Genomic DNA, 15,722 nt, shown 5'->3' with positions numbered 1-15,722 from the left:
TTCCCCTGCGCCGCGTCCCGCCCGCTACGACGCCGTACCGCGCAGCGGGGCGCCCACCCGGGCGCGGGCCAGCGCCGCGCCGACGAACTCCCGGTACAGAGGGTGCGGGCGGTTGGGGCGGGAGCGGTACTCGGCGTGGAACTGGGTGCCCACGAACCAGGGATGATTCGGCAACTCGATGATCTCCACCAGGTGTTTCGCCGGATAGACGCCGGTCACCCGCAGGCCGTGCCGGGTGAGCACCTCCAGATAGGCGTTGTTCACCTCGTACCGATGGCGGTGCCGCTCGGCGACCTCGGGCACCCCGTAGGCCCTGCCGGCGATGCTGTCCGCGACCAGGCGGCACGGATACGCCCCCAGCCGCATCGTCCCGCCCTTCTCGGTCACCGCCTTCTGTTCGGGCAGCAGGTCGATCACCGGGTGCGGCGTGTGGAGATCGACCTCGGTGGAGTTGGCGCCGACGAGACCGCAGACGTGCCGGGCGAACTCCACCACCGCCCACTGCATCCCGTAGCAGATCCCCAGGAACGGCACCCCGTGTTCCCGGGCATAGCGGATCGCCTTGACCTTGCCTTCCACCCCCCGCGAGCCGAAGCCGGGGCAGACCAGAATGCCGTCGAACTCCTGCAGGTGGGCGGCGACCTCCTCGGCGCTCCAACGCTCCACTACCTCGGAATCCACCTTGCCGATCACCACCTCGGCGCGGTGGGCGATGCCGCCGTGGCGGAGCGCCTCGACGATGCTCACGTAGCTGTCCGCCACCCCCATGTACTTGCCGACCAGCGCAATCCGCACCCGCAGCGCCGGACGCTTGATCCGGTCCACCATCTCCCGCCACTCCGCCAGGTCCGGCGGCGGCGTGTCCAGCCGCAACCGATCGGTGATGATGGTGCCCAGCCCCTCCTCCTCGAGGATCAGCGGCACCTCGTAGATGGTCTCCGCATCCAGGGCCTGGATCACCGCCTCGGGGGGCACGTCGCAGAACAGGGCGATCTTCTCCTTGATCGCCCGGGACAGAGGCTGCGAGGTCCGACAGACGATCACGTCGGGCTGGATGCCGATGCTGCGCAGTTCGCGCACGCTGTGCTGGGTGGGCTTGGTCTTCAGCTCTCCGGCCGCCTCCAGGAAGGGCACCAGCGAGACGTGGATGTACATCACATTCTCGGCGCCCACGTCGTGGCGGAACTGGCGGATCGCCTCGAGGAAGGGGAGGCCCTCGATGTCGCCGACCGTCCCGCCCACTTCTACGATGACCACGTCGGCGTCGGCGTCCGCCCCCACCTTGCGGATCTCGTCCTTGATCTCATTGGTCACGTGGGGGATGACCTGGACCGTACCGCCCAGGTACTCGCCGCGGCGCTCGCGGGCGATCACGGTCCCGTAGATCTTGCCGGTGGTGGTGTTGTTGTCCCGGCCCAGCTGGGCGTCGATGAACCGCTCGTAGTGGCCCAGGTCCATGTCGGTCTCCGCGCCGTCATCGGTGACGAAGACCTCCCCGTGCTGATGCGGGTTCATCGTCCCCGCGTCCACGTTGACGTAGGGGTCGAACTTCAGCATCGTCACCCGCAGTCCCCGGGCCACCAGCAGGCGCCCCACGGAGGCCGAGGTGATCCCCTTCCCCAGGGCCGAGGCCACGCCTCCCGTCACGAAGATGTACCGTGTCACTGTTCCCCCTCCAGCGATGCCCGTTCTCCCCAGGCCAATTTGGTCCGCAGGATCCCGTAGAAGGTGTGCCCGCCCAGGCGCACAAAGCGGGTGACCTGCTCGGCCCGGCGCACCACGACGGCGCGCACCGCGGCCAGGGCCACGCCCACGCGGCCGTCCACCGTGAGCGTCGCCTCCGGCTCCGGCGCCGTGACCTCGATCATCACCTCGTCGCGCCGGTCCACGACGACGGATCGCGAGTTGAAGGTGTGGGGACTGATGGGCGTGATCACCAGCGCCTCGACGCGCGGGGCGAGGATCGGTCCCCCCGCGGACAGGGAGTAGGCCGTCGAGCCGGTGGGGGTGGCCACGATCACCCCGTCCGCGGGGTAACTGGCCAGATGCTCGCCGTTCACGGAAATGCGCAATCGCAGCACCCGCGCCACGCCCGATTTGGTCACCACGATGTCGTTCAGGGCCAGGAGCCGCTGCGGCGTCCCGCCCCGCTCCACCGCCGCCTCCAGCATCATCCGCTCGTCGATCTCGTAGCGGCCGGCCAGCAGGCGCGGGACGGCGTCGCCGAACTGATCCAGGTTCAACTCCGCCAGAAAGCCGAACCCGCCCATGTTGACCCCGAGGATGGGGATGCCCCGCGGGGCGGCCAGACGCGCGGCCCGCAGGATGGTGCCGTCCCCGCCGAAGGCCACCAGCAACCGCGCCTGCTCGCCCAGCTCCTCCTCGCCGCAGGCCAGGTGGGCGAAGCCCAGCAGGCGCGCCGCCTCCTCACCGACTCGGACGTCGCCGGCGGCGGCCACCAGGGCGGCGACCGCCTCCCGCGCCGGCGGGCCCGTCTCCGGCCGCTCGCGCAGGCGGGTGGTGTTCATGATCACGCCCAGGGTCATCGTCGGACGCCCCTGCGGGGAACGACGGCGTGCGCGGTATCGACCACGGCGTCCAGGTCCACGCGTCCCGCGCCGCCCTGCACGTCGGGCGGATGCTCCGTCCGCAGGTGCAGGAAGAACTCGAGATTCCCGTCCGGGCCCGCGATCGGAGAGTAGGTGGCCCCGGCCACGGTGTAGCCGGACTCCTCCGCCTGGCGCGCCACGCGCGCCAGCACGTGCCGGTGCACGGCGGCGTCCCGCACCACGCCGCCCCGGGCCGCCTTCGGTCCGGCCTCGAACTGAGGCTTGACCAGGGCCACCACGGCGCCGCCCGGACGGACGAGTCGGCGCACCGCCGGCAGGACTTTGCCCAGGGAAATGAAGGAGACATCGACGGTCGCGAGGTCCACCGGGCCGTCCAGCAGCGCGGCGTCCACCGTGCGCACGTCGCGCCGTTCGAGCACCACAACCCGCGGATCGGTACGCAGCGACCAGTGCAGCTGGCCCGCGCCCACGTCGATAGCGTACACCTGCCGGGCGCCGCGGCGGAGCAGGCAGTCGGTGAACCCCCCGGTGGACGCGCCGACGTCCGCCACGCGCCAGCCCGCCGGATCGATCCCGAAAACGGTCAGGGCGTGGTCGAGCTTGAGTCCGCCCCGGCTGACGTACGCAGGCCGGAGGGGACGGATCTCGATCGGGGCGTCGGGGGCCACGGCGAGGCCCGGTTTGGTGACCCGCGCGCCCCCGACGTAGACCTCGCCGGCCAGAATGGCTGCCTGCGCTTTGGCCCGCGTCGGCAGAAATCCCCGGGCCACCAGCACCACATCCAACCGTTCCCGGCGCGCCGCGGCGGTCGTCACGCGTCCCTCGTGAGCAGGAGGCCGGCGAGCGCGTCCAGCAGGCGCGCCCGCGCGCCCAGGGGCTGCAGGCTGGCCCGGGCCCGGGCGGTCAGCTCGGCGGCGATCTGCCGGGAGCGTTCCAGACCGAAGGCCGCGGGATAGGTGGCCTTGGCGCTGTCGCTGCCCGTCGGTTTCCCGAGTTTCGCCGCGTCGCCCACCACATCGAGGACGTCGTCGATGATCTGATAGGCGAGGCCGAGGTGTTCGCCGTAGACGGACAGCGCCTGGAGGTCGTGGGCGGGGGCGCCGGCCAGGATGGCTCCCGACCGCACCGCGGCCCGGATCAGCGCGGCGGTCTTGCGGGTGTGGATCTCCCGCACCGTGTCGGGCAGCGGCCGCTTCGGAGGCAGCGTGCCTCCGGGAAAGCGGCGCACCGGCACCTCGGCCAGCAGATCGCACACCTGCCCGCCGACCATGCCCGCCGTGCCGATGGCGGCGGCGATCTCGGCGCTGACCTGCAGCGTCCGCTCCGCGCCGAAGACCGGGGCCGCATCCGCGATGAGCTGGAAGGCCAGGGCGTGGAGCGCGTCCCCGGCCAGGATGGCGATCGCTTCGCCGAAGGCGATGTGACAGGTCGGACGCCCGCGGCGGACATCGGAGTTGTCCATCGCCGGCAGGTCGTCGTGAATGAGCGAGTAGGTATGGATGAGGTCCACGGCGCAGGCCACGGGGAGGACATCCTGCGGCCTCGCGCCGTAGGCCTCAGCCGAGGCCATCACCAGCAGCGGGCGCAGGTGTTTCCCCCCGGCGAAGACCGAGTACCGCATCGCCTCGTGGATGATGGCCGGATGCGCCGTGGCCGGAGGGAGGTAGCGGTCCAGCGCGTCGTCGACCAGACGGGCGCGGGTGGCGAGAAAGACGGCCAGATCGTCAACGGCCGCCTGCGCGCTCATCACCGGATCGACCCCGCTCACTGGATGACAAACCCCTGGCGGCCCGCCGGCGGCTCCCACTGCACATCGACCGCGGCGACGACGGCGCCCGCCGGACCTCGCTGCATCTCCGCAATGAACCCGAGGACCATCTCACGCGGTCCCTCCGCCTCCACCTCCACCCGCCCGTCGGGGAGATTGCGGACGAACCCGCTCACGCCGTGACGGCGGGCGGCGCGGACGGCAAAGAACCGGAACCCCACCCCCTGCACCACGCCGCTGATCCAGAGGTGGGCGCGCACCGGGTCAGTGGTCATCGCCGACGGGCGCCCGCCGGTGCCGGCGCACCAGGGCACCCAGCACGCCGTTGACGAACCGACCGGAATCCTCCGTACCGTAGCGCTTGGCGAGCTCCACGGCCTCGTTGATCACGACCTGTGGCGGGGTCTCGGTGTGGAGGAGTTCGTAGGCGGCCAGGCGCAGGACGGTGCGGTCGGTGTTGGCCAGACGATCCAGGGCCCAGTCCGTGGTCAGCCCCTGGAGGATGCGGTCCAGCTCCGGCCGCCGGGCCCAGGTGCCCGTGCAGATCTCGTGCAGGTACGCCCACTCCGTCTCGCCGACCTCCCCCCGGACCCGGGCCAGGGCGTCCTGGAGGGGCTGCCGGCCGACATCGACCTCGAACATCACCTGCAGGGCCAGTTCTCGGGTCCGCCGCCGGGACATCAACGAAAGAACCACCCTGGGATGACCGGGTGGCTCGCCGTCCCGGCCTCGACGTCCGTCGGGCCAGGCCCGCGACGTACAACCCGTGGGTGGTCCAGCACGAAGGAATTATAGCAGGGACGGGACCCCCGGGCAAACCTCTCGGTGGGCTGCGCGGAGGACGCTACTTCACGCGTTCCAGGTACTGGCCGGTCCGCGTGTCCACACGCACCCGGTCGCCCACGTTGACGAAAAAGGGCACCTGCACGGTGACCCCCGTCTCCAGACGCGCCGGCTTGCTGCTGCCCGCCGCGGTGTCCCCGCGGAATCCCGGCGAGGTCTCCACCACCTGGAGCTCCACGGTGTTGGGCAGCTCGACGCCGATCGGCCGCCCCTCGTAGAACACCACGGTCACATCGGTGTTCTCCTTGAGGAAGTGCACCGCGTCGCCCAGTAGGTCCCGGTGTAGGGGCAGCTGCTCGAAGGTCTCGTGGTCCATCATCACGTACTCGTCGCCCTGGACGTAGAGAAACTGCATCGGCTTGCGGTCGAGGTACACCTGCCGGACGCGCTCGTCGGAGGTGAAGTTCCGCTCCAGCACGGCGCCCGTCCGCACATTCCTCAGCTTCGCCCGCACGAAGGCCTGACGCTGGGCGCGCTTGTGGTGATGAGTCTGGACCACGGCGAACAACTCGCCGTCCAGCTCGACGACGACGCCGGGCCGGAATTCTCCGCTGGCGATCATGCCACCCTCCCGAAGATCAACGGCGAAGATCAACAACAGGGATCCGAGATGCCCTGTGCGGATCCCGCCAATCTTTCACTTTACCAATCCGCATCCGGCGCCAGCAACCCTCCGCATCCGGCGCCGGCACCCCGCGGGCCCGGCCTACGGGACCGACAACTCCTTCGGCGCGCGGGTCAGCACGCGGCAGCCGTCGGCGGTGATCACGACGAGGTCCTCGATACGCACCCCGCCCCAGCCCGGAAGGTAGATCCCCGGCTCCACCGTGACCACCATGCCGGGCGAGAGCACGGCCTCCTCGCGCGGCGAGAGCGTCGGCCCCTCGTGAACGGCCAGGCCGACGCCGTGACCCAGGCTGTGGCCGAAGGCCTCGCCGTACCCGGACGCGGCGATGACGTTCCGCGCCAGAGCGTCCGCCTCCCGACCGGTCATTCCCGGTCTGAGACCGGCCAGCGCCTCCTGCTGGGCCCGGAGCACGATCCCGTAGATCTCCTCGTGCCTGGGGGTCGTTTCTCCCAGGACCACGGTGCGGGTGCAGTCGGAGACGTAGCCGTCCACCATCGCCCCGAAGTCCAGGGTGACGAACTCCCCCGCCCCCAGGGCGCGGTCGCTGGCACGCCCGTGGGGGAGCGCCGATCGCGGCCCGCTGGCCACGATGGTCTCGAACGCCTCCTTTTCCGCCCCTTGGCGGCGCATGAAGAACTCCATCTCGATGGCGAGGTCGCGCTCCACCGCTCCCGGCCGGAGCATCCCCCGGATGTGGGCGAAGGCACGGTCGGCGATCTCGACGGCGCGGGTGATGCGCTCGATCTCCTCGCGGTCTTTAACCCAGCGCAGGCGGTCCACCCCGTCTATGGGAACCAGCGAGGCGGGAGCGAGGCGGCGGGAGAAATCGTCGTACTGCTTGTAGGTGAGCCCGTCGCTTTCGAATCCGATGCGCCGGAGCCCCCGGGCCGCGACGACCTCGACCAGCGTGTCGATGAACTGCCGGTCGGCTTTGATCACCTCGAATCCGGAGGCCTCCACGCCCGCCTGCTCGACATAGCGGAAGTCCACGAGCAGGAGCGCCTCCCGCGGCGTGACGAGGACGACCCCGGCGGATCCGGTGAATCCGGTGAGGTGACGTCGGTTCTCGGCCTTCTGGATCAGCATCGCCTCCACACCGCGCTCCTCCATGAGCGCGCGGAGGCGCTCCACGCGGACCATCGGTCTCTCCTGTCGTCAGGGATCTGTTGAGCGGAGCGGCCCGGGGGACAGAGTTTCGCCCCTGTCCGAGGCTTCCCTGCGCGGGGGCATCCCTGTGCGGGGGCGGGGGCCTACGGGCACCCCGTGTGCGCCACGCGCGCCCGGCCGGTTGCCGGCATCAGGCGCACGCACAGCCGGAGCGGGCCGCTGGCCAGGGTGACCGTGCCCCCGCCGGACGGCGCGCCAAACCAGCTCCCGCCGGTGAACCACACGGTCGTCGGCACCGCGCCGCCGAATCGCGCGTAGGTGATGCGCACGCCGAACGGGAGGATCCGCATCTCCGCCGCCTCCACCACTCCGGCGGTGCGCACAACCCGCAGGTACCGGTCCGAACCCACGGACAGCACAAGGCCGTGGGCCCGGTCGGGATTCCGCTCCCCGAGGCTGCGGGCCTGCACCATGCGGAGGTCGCTGACCAGCGCCGTGGCGGCGACCCGCAGGGCCAGCCGGCCGCGCAACGGCTGCAGGCGCCACAGCCCGGCCGCCGCCGCGGCCACGAGCGTCAGGACCACCAGGAGCTCGACCAGCGTCCATCCGGCCTGTCGCCGACGCATCGCGGATCCCGAGCAGCATCAGACCACACCCTGCCGGGCCGCGCCATGCCGCGGATGGACCGGACGCCAGGACCCCCGTCACAGTTCGAACCGCCGCATCCCGAATCGGGAGTGCGGCGGTTCGAGTACTCTGAAAGGCTCGCGATACGGTGGAACCGGTCAGCGGAGCGGCTGCGGGCGGGCCAGGGCGGCGAGACGGACATTCAGCTCGTTGAGCTTGTCCTGGGCTCCCACCAGAGCGTAGGCATCGGCCAGGACCAGCATCACCTCGATGGCCGGCTGCAGCTGCAGCGCCCGCTCAAGGGAGGCGACGGCCCGCCCGGCGTGATCGGCGGCCCACGGTGCCAGGCCGAAGCGGTGCAACCGCGCGGCGTGCAGGTAGGCGACCCCCAGCCAGTAGTGCGCCCGTGCGTCGTTCGCGTTGCGGGCCACCGCCTGGGCGTAGGGGGCGATCGCCGCTTCGAACCGCGCCTGGTCGTAGAACCGCAGGGTGTCGAAGGGCGGCAGGGGCTGCGCCGGGGCGGGGGCCTGGGCCGCCGCGGTGGGGACCCAGGCGACGCCGAGGAGCAGCAGGACGAACAGCGCGCGCCTCATCGCGCACCTCCCCCTCACTGCTTGATCACTGTGGGCGAGATGAGGAAGATCACCTCGCTCTCACGCCGGTCCACGCTCCGGAAGCGGAACAGTTCGCCGATGATGGGAATGTCCCCGAGCAGGGGGACCCGGACCATCGTCGCCCGCTCCTCCCGGCTGATGAGCCCGCCCAGCACGATGGTCTGGCCGGAGGAGACGGTCAGGGTGGTCTCCGCCGAACGCGTGGCCACCCGGGGCGCCTGCTGCCCACCGGGGCCGGTGATGATCTCCGCCACGGAACTGACCTCCGGCCGGATGGCCAGGGTCACCAGGCCTTCGTTGTTCACGCGGGGCGTGACCTCCATCTTGACGCCGACGTCCACGAAGGTCACGGTCGTCGTGGTCACGCCGGCCTGGGTCGTCACCGTGAAGATCGGCACGCGGTCGCCGAGCAGGATGGACGCCTTGTTCCCGTCGAGCGTGGCGATCCGCGGAGCGCTGAGAATGCTCGCCTTGCCCTCGGTGATCAGCGCCCGGAGCCGGAACTGCAGCAGCGGGTTGTCGGAGAGGGCGAAGGTGATCCGGTTCTGGGCGCTGTCCAGGATCCAGCCGCCGAGCGATCCGACGGTAGTCGACGGATCGGGAGGAGACAGCAGGCCCAGGTCTTTCAGCACGCTGGTGCTCACCTCGATGGCGTGCACCTGGATCACGACCTGGTTGATGCGCACGTCGAGGGTGCCCAGCACCCGCACCACCTCCTGGTGCTGGGCCGGTGTGCCGGTGATCAGCAGGGAGTTGGTGCGCGGATCCACCGCCACGCGCACGCCCGGGACCACGGCGGCCACCGCGGCCCGGATCTGGTTGGGATCGCCGAACTCCAGGCGGTAGGCGATCGTCTCCGGGGCTTCCGGCGGCGGCGCCAGGCGCTCCGCCGAACTGATGATGATGTTCTTGCCCAGCCTCCGGAAGGCCAGGTTGTTGGCTTCCAGAATGAAGCGCAGGGCGTCTTCGCAGGTCACATCCACCAGACGGAGCGTGATCGAGCCCTGCACCGATCCGTCGGTGACCAGGTTGAATCCACACAACCGGGCCAGCGCGCTCAGCACGTCGCTGAGGGCCACCCCGCGAAACTCCAGCAGGCGGATGGTCCCCCCCGGGACCTGTCCCGTCGCCTGTCCCGTTGCCTGCCCCGTCGCCTGGGCCGTCCGGACGACGCCCGTCCCGGGCGCGGCGGTGAAGGGCGGCGGGACGGCCGCCGAGGCCGGCGTCAGCGGCGCGGTCTGCGGCGCCGCCGTCTGCGGCGGAAGGGGCGGAGCCGCCTGGGCCGGCCTCACGGGCACGGGGGCGGCGGCGGCGGCGCGCGCCTGCCCCTCGGTCACCGGCACCTGCGGGACGCCCACGGAGAGGATGTGGGGCGCGGGTCGCTGGATGTCCACCGCAACCGGACGCACCAGGTCCACCACCACCCGCGCGATCGCCGGCGAATCCTCGAACTGGCCGACACGCACCCGCAGGACGTTCCCCTTGTTCACCACCGTCGTCCGACGAATCGCCTCATCGGCAACCGCATCCAGGATGTCGATGGCCACGCGCGGCGGCGGAGGGGACGGCACTTCGGTGATGTGGAACAGGATCTGGCCGGTGGAGACGATGCCGACCACGATCCGGCTCCCGAAGTCCTTCACCGTCACTTGGGTGATGCGCTTCGGTGCCGCCAGGGCTGGGCCGGTGCCCAGTGAGGGGAGCGCCAGCAGCGCAGTCAGGATGATGCTGGGAAGAAGGCGACGCATCTATTCACCTCCCATGCGGACGTCGAAGCGTCTGCCGGCCCTGAGAAACGTGACCAGACGGCGGACCGGGTCCACGCGCACAACTCGCAAATCGCCAATCTCGTCGCCGGCGGCGACGACCTCCGACTTCCCGCCGATGACCACCACGGCCACCGCCCCCCCGGTGACGGCACCGTCGGCGACCAGGCCGCGGACGGCCATCCCGGCCTCGGGCCCCGGCGCAGGTTGTCCGGGCAGCGGGGGAGGAAGCGGGCCGCCCGGCTCGGGAAACGCCGGCGGCGGCAGCTGGACAGGTGGCGGAGGAGGCGGCGGGGGCGGAGGCGGCGCGCTCGGAGGACCCGACCGCACCAGCGGGACGAAGGGATCCGATCTCCCGACCGGGCCCGGCGGGACCCTGGTCGCCTCCGGCGGCGCCACCGACGGCGGCGCCGCGGCCGGAGGTGGCGCCGGCGCGGGAGCCGCCGAGGGTGGAGCGGCCGGTTCGGGCGCCGTCGCCCTCGGCGCCGGCGGCGGGGGCGCCACCGCCGCGGGCGGGGCGGATTGGAAGAGCCTGGAGGCCAGCAGGTACCCGGCCCCCGCGATCAGGACGAGGCCGAGCGCCCATCCGGCGATCGGATTTCTCCTCAAGAACTCCCGGATCCGGCCCATTCAGCGCGCCTCCTTGGGCAGCACGTAGGTTTCGATGTCGAGGGAGGCCGTCAGGTCCGGCACCTGGCGGGGCGTGACGCCGATCTTGCGCACGACGATCAGCCGCGGGAACTCCTGAAACGCCGTCATCAGCCGCAGCAGCTCCGCATAGCTGGCGTTGATCGACAGCTGGATGGGATAGCGACGGTACTCGATCGCCGGAGCAGGTGCCGGCGTCCCGGGCGCCGGCTGTCCTGCGGCCGGCGGCGCGCCGGGGGCGGGCCGGCCCGACGGGGGCGCCCCAGGCGGGGCCTGCGCTCTCGGCCCTTCCAGCGCCGACGGCCGCACCGCCTGCAGGGTGATCCCCAGGCTGCGCGTCGTCTGCTCCAGCTGGACCAGGAGCACCGCCGTCTCCTTGTCCGACGGCAGCAGCGCTTCCAGCCGCGCGATGGTCGCCTGGAGGCCGGCATACTCCTGCTCCAGCCGCGGAGCGTCCCGGACCATGGCTTCCATGCGGCTCAACTGGGTCTGCCGGTCGGTCAGCTGCGCCCGCAGCTCACGATACCTGGCCTGACGCGGCAGATAGCCGTAGTAGTAGAAACCGAGCAAGACCACCACGACCAGTCCGACGATCAGCAACATGCGCTCGCGGCGGCTCATCGGACGTTCGCCTCCTTCCGCACCTGGACGAACTGTCCGGTCAGCGAAAAGCTCACCACCTGCCGGCCGCCGACCATCTGGGTCTGGCTGCTGAGCATGTCGATGTTCCGGAACAGCTCGCTGCCCTCCAGGCTGACCATGAACCGCGCCACGGAGGTGTAGGACAGCCCGTAGCCGTTGAAGGTCATGGCCCCGGCTTCCTGCATCTCGATCTGAGTCAGCCAGACGTCCTGGGGCAGGACGGCGCGCAGCTCCTCCAGGATCATGTCCCAGGGGACGCGCGCGGCTTCCAGGCTTTTCAGGAGATCGCTCTTCCGGCGGGCCTGCTCGACCTGCCGGCGCAGCTCCTCGACCCGTCGCACCTGGTCCCGGAGCGCGTCGATCTGCCGGTTCACCTCGGCCACCTGTCGCTCCACCGCCTTGTTCCTCGCCTCCATCCACAGACTCGCCCCGATGGCGATCGGCAGCAGCACGGCGAGAACTATCACGAACAGGACGGGGGTGCCCAGGGGCCGTCGCTGGACCCGCTCTCGCGGGAGGAGGTTGATTCGGATCATCGCTCGGCCGCTCCTCTCATGGCCAGCCCCACCGCCGTGGCCAGGGCCGGAGCCATCTGCCGGCGGGCGTCTCCGGGCAGGACGTGCCCGGGGATCTCACACTGAGCGAAGGGGTCGCCCACGACGGTCTCCACGCCCAGCTCCAGGGACAGGAAGCGGTCGAGGTTGGTCAGCCGCGCCGTCCCGCCGCTGAGCACCACCCGCCGGACCCGACTCTCACGCCACCGGGTCTGGAAGTAGTCCATCGACCGCCGGATCTCCGTGGCCAGGTCCCCCAGGATGGGAAGCATCGCATCGTGCAGGGCCATCACCGTCCGATCGTCGGGCATAGGTTCGCCCTCGAGCAGCACGGCGCCTTTTTCTTCCTTCAATTGCTCGGCAGTCTTGAACTCCATGTCCAGGCGGGCGGCGATGGCCTTGGTCAGGCTGTCGCCGCCGATGCTGAGGTTGCGGGTCAGACGCAGCTGCCCGCCCTCCATGATGATGATGTCGGTGGTCTCGGCGCCCAGGTCCACGACGACCACCGCCTCGGCCCCGTCGCCGTCGGTGCGGGGGTTGAGGGCGCGCATGACGGCAAAAGACTCGACGTCCAGGACGAAGGGCTGCAGCCCCGCCGCGGCCAGGGCCTCGACGTGCTTGTCCACGATCTCCTGGCGCGCCGCGACGAGGAGGATCACCACCTTCTTCTGGTTGTCCTCCACCGTCTCGCCGATGACATCGAAGTCCATGTTGACCTCGCGCAGCGCGTAGGGGATGTACCGCTCGGCTTCGTAGCGCGCCGCCTGGCGCAGCTCGTCGGCGCTCATCGGCGGCAGTTTCAGCTCCCGGACGATCACCGCCTGCCCCCCGACGGCCGAGACCACGCGACCGGCCTTCACCCCGGCGGAGGAGAGGACCTGACGGATCGCGACCCCCAGGGCCTGAGGGTCCACCACCTCCCGCTCCTTCACCGTGCCGGCCGGCGTCTCGCCCATCCCGGCGTGCAACAGGCGGTAGCGCTGGCCGGCGGGGGCCAGCTCCACAACCTTGATCGCCCGGCTCCCGATGTCCACTCCCACGTAGGACTTCGGCCCGAAGAACCCCATGGCGCCCTCTCCTGTCTTCCGGTTGTCTCCCGGTATCCTCTTCCCGGGCCCTATCTACATCCTCTGCCCGCGATCGCCCGGTGTTAGCGCTCCCACCAGCTCCTGATGACGACGACGGCCGGCCCCAGCGGGACATTGGGCACGCTGGAGGCGGCCAGGGCGGCGGCTCCCCGGACCTGCAGGAGACCGTCCGTGGCCACGGCCCCCCACAGGGCCGCGCGCCCCTCCAGAGTTATGCCCCGGGAAGCGACGACTGCGCCCCAGTACACCACATCGCCGGTCAGCTGCAGGGGCGCGCTGGCGACCAGCGTCCCGTGGCCGCGCAGGGTGCCGTCCAGCACGTAGGAGCCCTCTTCGAGCGACACGGCCAGCGGGCGCGACGCATCCGCGGGGACGCCGAGACAGTGGGCATCTCCCCGCATCGGGGGATGCAGGCAGCCGAAGTCTCCGCCGGCGATCCTGCCCCCGCCCCGCAGGCGCCGATCGACATTCGCCGTCAGCGAGGCGACCTCCGGGACCGGCGGCACGGCACCGAACTGCGGATGGTTCGCCAGATCCGGCTCGCCTTCCCCGGGCAGGCACGGCCCCTGCTCCGGTGAGCACGCTCCCCCGCGGCGCTTGACCGTGCTCAGGGTGTCCGGATCGAACCGCCAGTAGGTGTCCAGCCACTGCTCGTAGACGATCGTCTTGAACAGCCGGGTGACGACGTTGCCCCGGTCGTCGAGGAACGTCTCCGGGACGATCTTGTAGGGCAGACCGCAGGGCAGCCCCTCGCGCACGGCCTGTGGCGGGACGGATCCCGCGCCGTCGGGATCATCCGTGTCGAAGCCGAACGCCGGGCCCTCATACGCCGTCCCGTCGGCGAGGGTTCCGGAGACGATCTCCCCCGGGAGGCCGCCTTCTCCCGGCAGGCACCGCAGGGTCTGGGCGATGATCTCCCGGCCCAAAGGGCTGGCCGCCCACACGCCGCGGCGCTGGCCCGGATACCAGGTGGGCCGCCCCTGCCGGACGCAGTCGGCGTGGCTGGTGCAGGCGACGAATCCGTCGTCGATCCGCCAGCCGGCGTACAGGAAGGCCGAAGTGAGGTCCGCCCCGTCACATCCGGTCATGGGGGGACGGTTCTGCCGGATGTAGGTGTGCGCATAGATATCGCCGCAGCCGAGCCGCCCGTTCTCGTCCACCAGGATGCTGCCGGCCACCACGGTGTCCGGCAGCACCGCGGTACTCCGCTGCAGCACGATCGCGTGCACCCGGCGCGCGGCGCGGCCGGCATCGGCGCGTACCCGGATCTCCTGGTACGCCGCACCGGCCCCCGTGACGAGGCGCGCGACCGAAACCGACGTACTGTTCGAGAGGGACCCCGAAAAGCCCTGGACGAACGGGTAACCTCGTTCCATTCGTCGCAGGGCCTCCTCCACCCCGGCCTGGGCCTGCTCCAGGGCCCGGACCCCATCCCGCTGGAGGCCCGCCATCAGCACCTCGCCGGCGGCCACCGTCAGGGCGGAGAGGGCCAGGACGACGACCAGGATCGAGGCCATCAGGACGCCGATGAGCACCGCACCGGTCTCCAGGTCCGTCCGGACACGCATCGACGTTCAGTTCCGGATTACGCCCGCGCCGAGCAACCGGAATTCCGGCACGAGCGGCGGCGCCGGGCCGGGGCCCGCGAGCCGCACCGCGGCGGTGAAGAAGCGGCCGGCGACGGCGACGTCGAACGCCTCCACCCCTTCGGCCACGGTCTCACCGCCCACCAGCACCGCCGGGTCGGGCACCGCCTCCGGCCGGGCGAGCGGTCCGACGACGCGGCGCAGCACCGGCCCTTCCGCCGTGGTGGCGACGAAATACCCGACATAGCGTTGCCAGACCGGCGCGTAGGTACCCAGGGCCGGCTCGGCCAGATCCCCGCCGGGAAAGGTGAAGCAGTCGGGGGTAGAGGCCTCCGCCGGCGCAGACGACCGGCGGGCATGCACGCAGAACACCGAGGGATCGGCCGCCGGCCGCGCCGAGGCGAACAGCACCCACATCGCCCCTGCCCTCCCGCCCCAACGGACCCGGCCGGGGGTGGACTCGCGCAGTTCGCGAATCAGTCGATCCAAAGCCAGGCGGGCATTCTGCTGGGCGTCCGCCGCAAGCGCCGCCCGGCGCTCCGTCCGGTCGGACACCATCAGCGCCGCGCCGGCCAGTCCGGCGACCGCGGCGAAGATCCCGAGCGCCAGGAGGAGCTCCAGGACGGTCAACCCGTCGTCGCCCTGCCGTGCCCGCCGGATCATCGGACGAACCGTTCCAGCACCAGGCTGCGTTCCGCCCCGGCCGACCGCCACACGAGTGCCGAGCGCACGCGCCACAGCGCATCGGCCGCCCGCAGCCGGTCCGGGCCGGATGGCGCCGGCACAAAGCGATTGGTTGTGACGTCCCACGCCCACGGCTCGATCACCATCTCCAGGCGTTGCCAGTCCAGCTGCGAAGAGGTCGCCGGCGGCAGCGGATACCCGTCCAGCCCGGGCGGGAGCGCGCGCTCGGTCCCGCACCCCGGTCCCACGCAGTACGCGCCCGGCTCGACGCGTCCGCTGCGGGCGGCGATGAACTCCTGCAGCGACTGCAGGTAGCTGGCGGCGGCGGTGTGATCGCGCGCAGCGCGGATGGCCCCCTGTGCGCCGCGCAGTCCGTCCAGGGCTCCGCCCCGGCCCCCGACTCCCACCAGGACCAGGGCGAGCACGGCCACTGCGACCAGAACCTCCAGCAACGTGAAGCCGGCTGAAGCCTCCCGGGAGGCCATGGAAGCCGTGCCGGTCTTCTGGCCGTTCATGCCCCACCCGCAATTGCGGTAGACTCCGCACAGTTGCCGTAGACTGCGTAAGCCGTGCGGGCAGCCCACCACTAGCACGAAG

Annotated in this window: 18 protein-coding genes; all 18 read right to left on the bottom strand. The window is 71.3% G+C overall.

The features are described 5' to 3' along the window. Positions 1-24 precede the first annotated feature (24 nt). On the bottom strand, positions 25-1,665 hold the full coding sequence (locus QN141_07075) for a CTP synthase (GenBank protein MDR7558234.1): 1,641 nt from the start codon (positions 1,663-1,665) through the stop codon (positions 25-27). Further along, the gene (locus QN141_07070) at positions 1,662-2,546 is read right to left on the bottom strand and encodes an NAD(+)/NADH kinase (protein ID MDR7558233.1); all 885 of its coding nucleotides are present in this window, start codon (positions 2,544-2,546) and stop codon (positions 1,662-1,664) included. The genes QN141_07075 and QN141_07070 overlap by 4 nt, the downstream gene beginning before the upstream one ends. Further along, positions 2,543-3,385, bottom strand: coding sequence for a TlyA family RNA methyltransferase (locus QN141_07065; protein ID MDR7558232.1), 843 nt, complete (start codon positions 3,383-3,385; stop codon positions 2,543-2,545). Before QN141_07065 ends, QN141_07070 begins: the two co-directional genes overlap by 4 nt. Next, positions 3,382-4,317 (bottom strand): polyprenyl synthetase family protein, encoded by a 936-nt coding sequence (locus tag QN141_07060; GenBank protein ID MDR7558231.1) that lies wholly within the window; start codon positions 4,315-4,317, stop codon positions 3,382-3,384. Before QN141_07060 ends, QN141_07065 begins: the two co-directional genes overlap by 4 nt. A gap of 17 nt (positions 4,318-4,334) precedes the next feature. Then, positions 4,335-4,613 (bottom strand): acylphosphatase, encoded by a 279-nt coding sequence (locus QN141_07055; protein MDR7558230.1) that lies wholly within the window; start codon positions 4,611-4,613, stop codon positions 4,335-4,337. Next, positions 4,603-5,019, bottom strand: coding sequence for a transcription antitermination factor NusB (gene nusB / locus QN141_07050; protein MDR7558229.1), 417 nt, complete (start codon positions 5,017-5,019; stop codon positions 4,603-4,605). Before nusB ends, QN141_07055 begins: the two co-directional genes overlap by 11 nt. Before the next feature lie 163 nt (positions 5,020-5,182). Beyond that, positions 5,183-5,743 (bottom strand): elongation factor P, encoded by a 561-nt coding sequence (gene efp / locus QN141_07045; GenBank protein MDR7558228.1) that lies wholly within the window; start codon positions 5,741-5,743, stop codon positions 5,183-5,185. A 144-nt stretch (positions 5,744-5,887) separates the two neighbouring features. Beyond that, entirely contained in the window at positions 5,888-6,949 is a 1,062-nt protein-coding gene (locus QN141_07040; protein ID MDR7558227.1) for a Xaa-Pro peptidase family protein, read from the bottom strand. A gap of 110 nt (positions 6,950-7,059) precedes the next feature. After that, positions 7,060-7,542, bottom strand: a complete 483-nt coding sequence (locus tag QN141_07035) for a prepilin-type N-terminal cleavage/methylation domain-containing protein (protein MDR7558226.1) — start codon at positions 7,540-7,542, stop codon at positions 7,060-7,062. A 159-nt stretch (positions 7,543-7,701) separates the two neighbouring features. Then, positions 7,702-8,136, bottom strand: coding sequence for a tetratricopeptide repeat protein (locus tag QN141_07030; GenBank protein ID MDR7558225.1), 435 nt, complete (start codon positions 8,134-8,136; stop codon positions 7,702-7,704). A gap of 14 nt (positions 8,137-8,150) precedes the next feature. After that, positions 8,151-9,905 carry a secretin N-terminal domain-containing protein gene (locus QN141_07025; protein MDR7558224.1) on the bottom strand — a complete coding sequence of 585 codons (1,755 nt, stop codon included), beginning with the start codon at positions 9,903-9,905 and terminating at the stop codon, positions 8,151-8,153. Then, positions 9,906-10,553 (bottom strand): hypothetical protein, encoded by a 648-nt coding sequence (locus QN141_07020; protein ID MDR7558223.1) that lies wholly within the window; start codon positions 10,551-10,553, stop codon positions 9,906-9,908. It lies immediately after the preceding gene. Next, positions 10,554-11,192: a type 4a pilus biogenesis protein PilO gene (pilO, locus tag QN141_07015; GenBank protein MDR7558222.1), complete on the bottom strand. Its 639-nt coding sequence runs from the start codon at positions 11,190-11,192 to the stop codon at positions 10,554-10,556. It abuts the gene before it with no gap. Further along, on the bottom strand, positions 11,189-11,749 hold the full coding sequence (locus QN141_07010; GenBank protein ID MDR7558221.1) for a PilN domain-containing protein: 561 nt from the start codon (positions 11,747-11,749) through the stop codon (positions 11,189-11,191). The genes pilO and QN141_07010 overlap by 4 nt, the downstream gene beginning before the upstream one ends. Then, positions 11,746-12,834 carry a type IV pilus assembly protein PilM gene (gene pilM / locus QN141_07005; protein ID MDR7558220.1) on the bottom strand — a complete coding sequence of 363 codons (1,089 nt, stop codon included), beginning with the start codon at positions 12,832-12,834 and terminating at the stop codon, positions 11,746-11,748. Before pilM ends, QN141_07010 begins: the two co-directional genes overlap by 4 nt. A gap of 83 nt (positions 12,835-12,917) precedes the next feature. Next, the gene (locus QN141_07000) at positions 12,918-14,423 is read right to left on the bottom strand and encodes a hypothetical protein (GenBank protein MDR7558219.1); all 1,506 of its coding nucleotides are present in this window, start codon (positions 14,421-14,423) and stop codon (positions 12,918-12,920) included. 6 nt (positions 14,424-14,429) lie between these two features. Beyond that, positions 14,430-15,104: a hypothetical protein gene (locus QN141_06995; GenBank protein ID MDR7558218.1), complete on the bottom strand. Its 675-nt coding sequence runs from the start codon at positions 15,102-15,104 to the stop codon at positions 14,430-14,432. Continuing rightward, a complete protein-coding gene (locus QN141_06990; protein ID MDR7558217.1) occupies positions 15,101-15,640 on the bottom strand; it encodes a prepilin-type N-terminal cleavage/methylation domain-containing protein in 540 nt (179 codons plus the stop codon). The genes QN141_06995 and QN141_06990 overlap by 4 nt, the downstream gene beginning before the upstream one ends. Between the last annotated feature and the right edge of the window lie 82 nt (positions 15,641-15,722).

The organism is Armatimonadota bacterium (genome assembly GCA_031459765.1).
Taxonomy (GTDB): Bacteria; Sysuimicrobiota; Sysuimicrobiia; order Sysuimicrobiales; family Kaftiobacteriaceae; genus Kaftiobacterium; species Kaftiobacterium secundum.
Note: the sequence above shows the minus strand (reverse complement) of the source record. Positions and strands in the feature narration are given on the sequence as shown.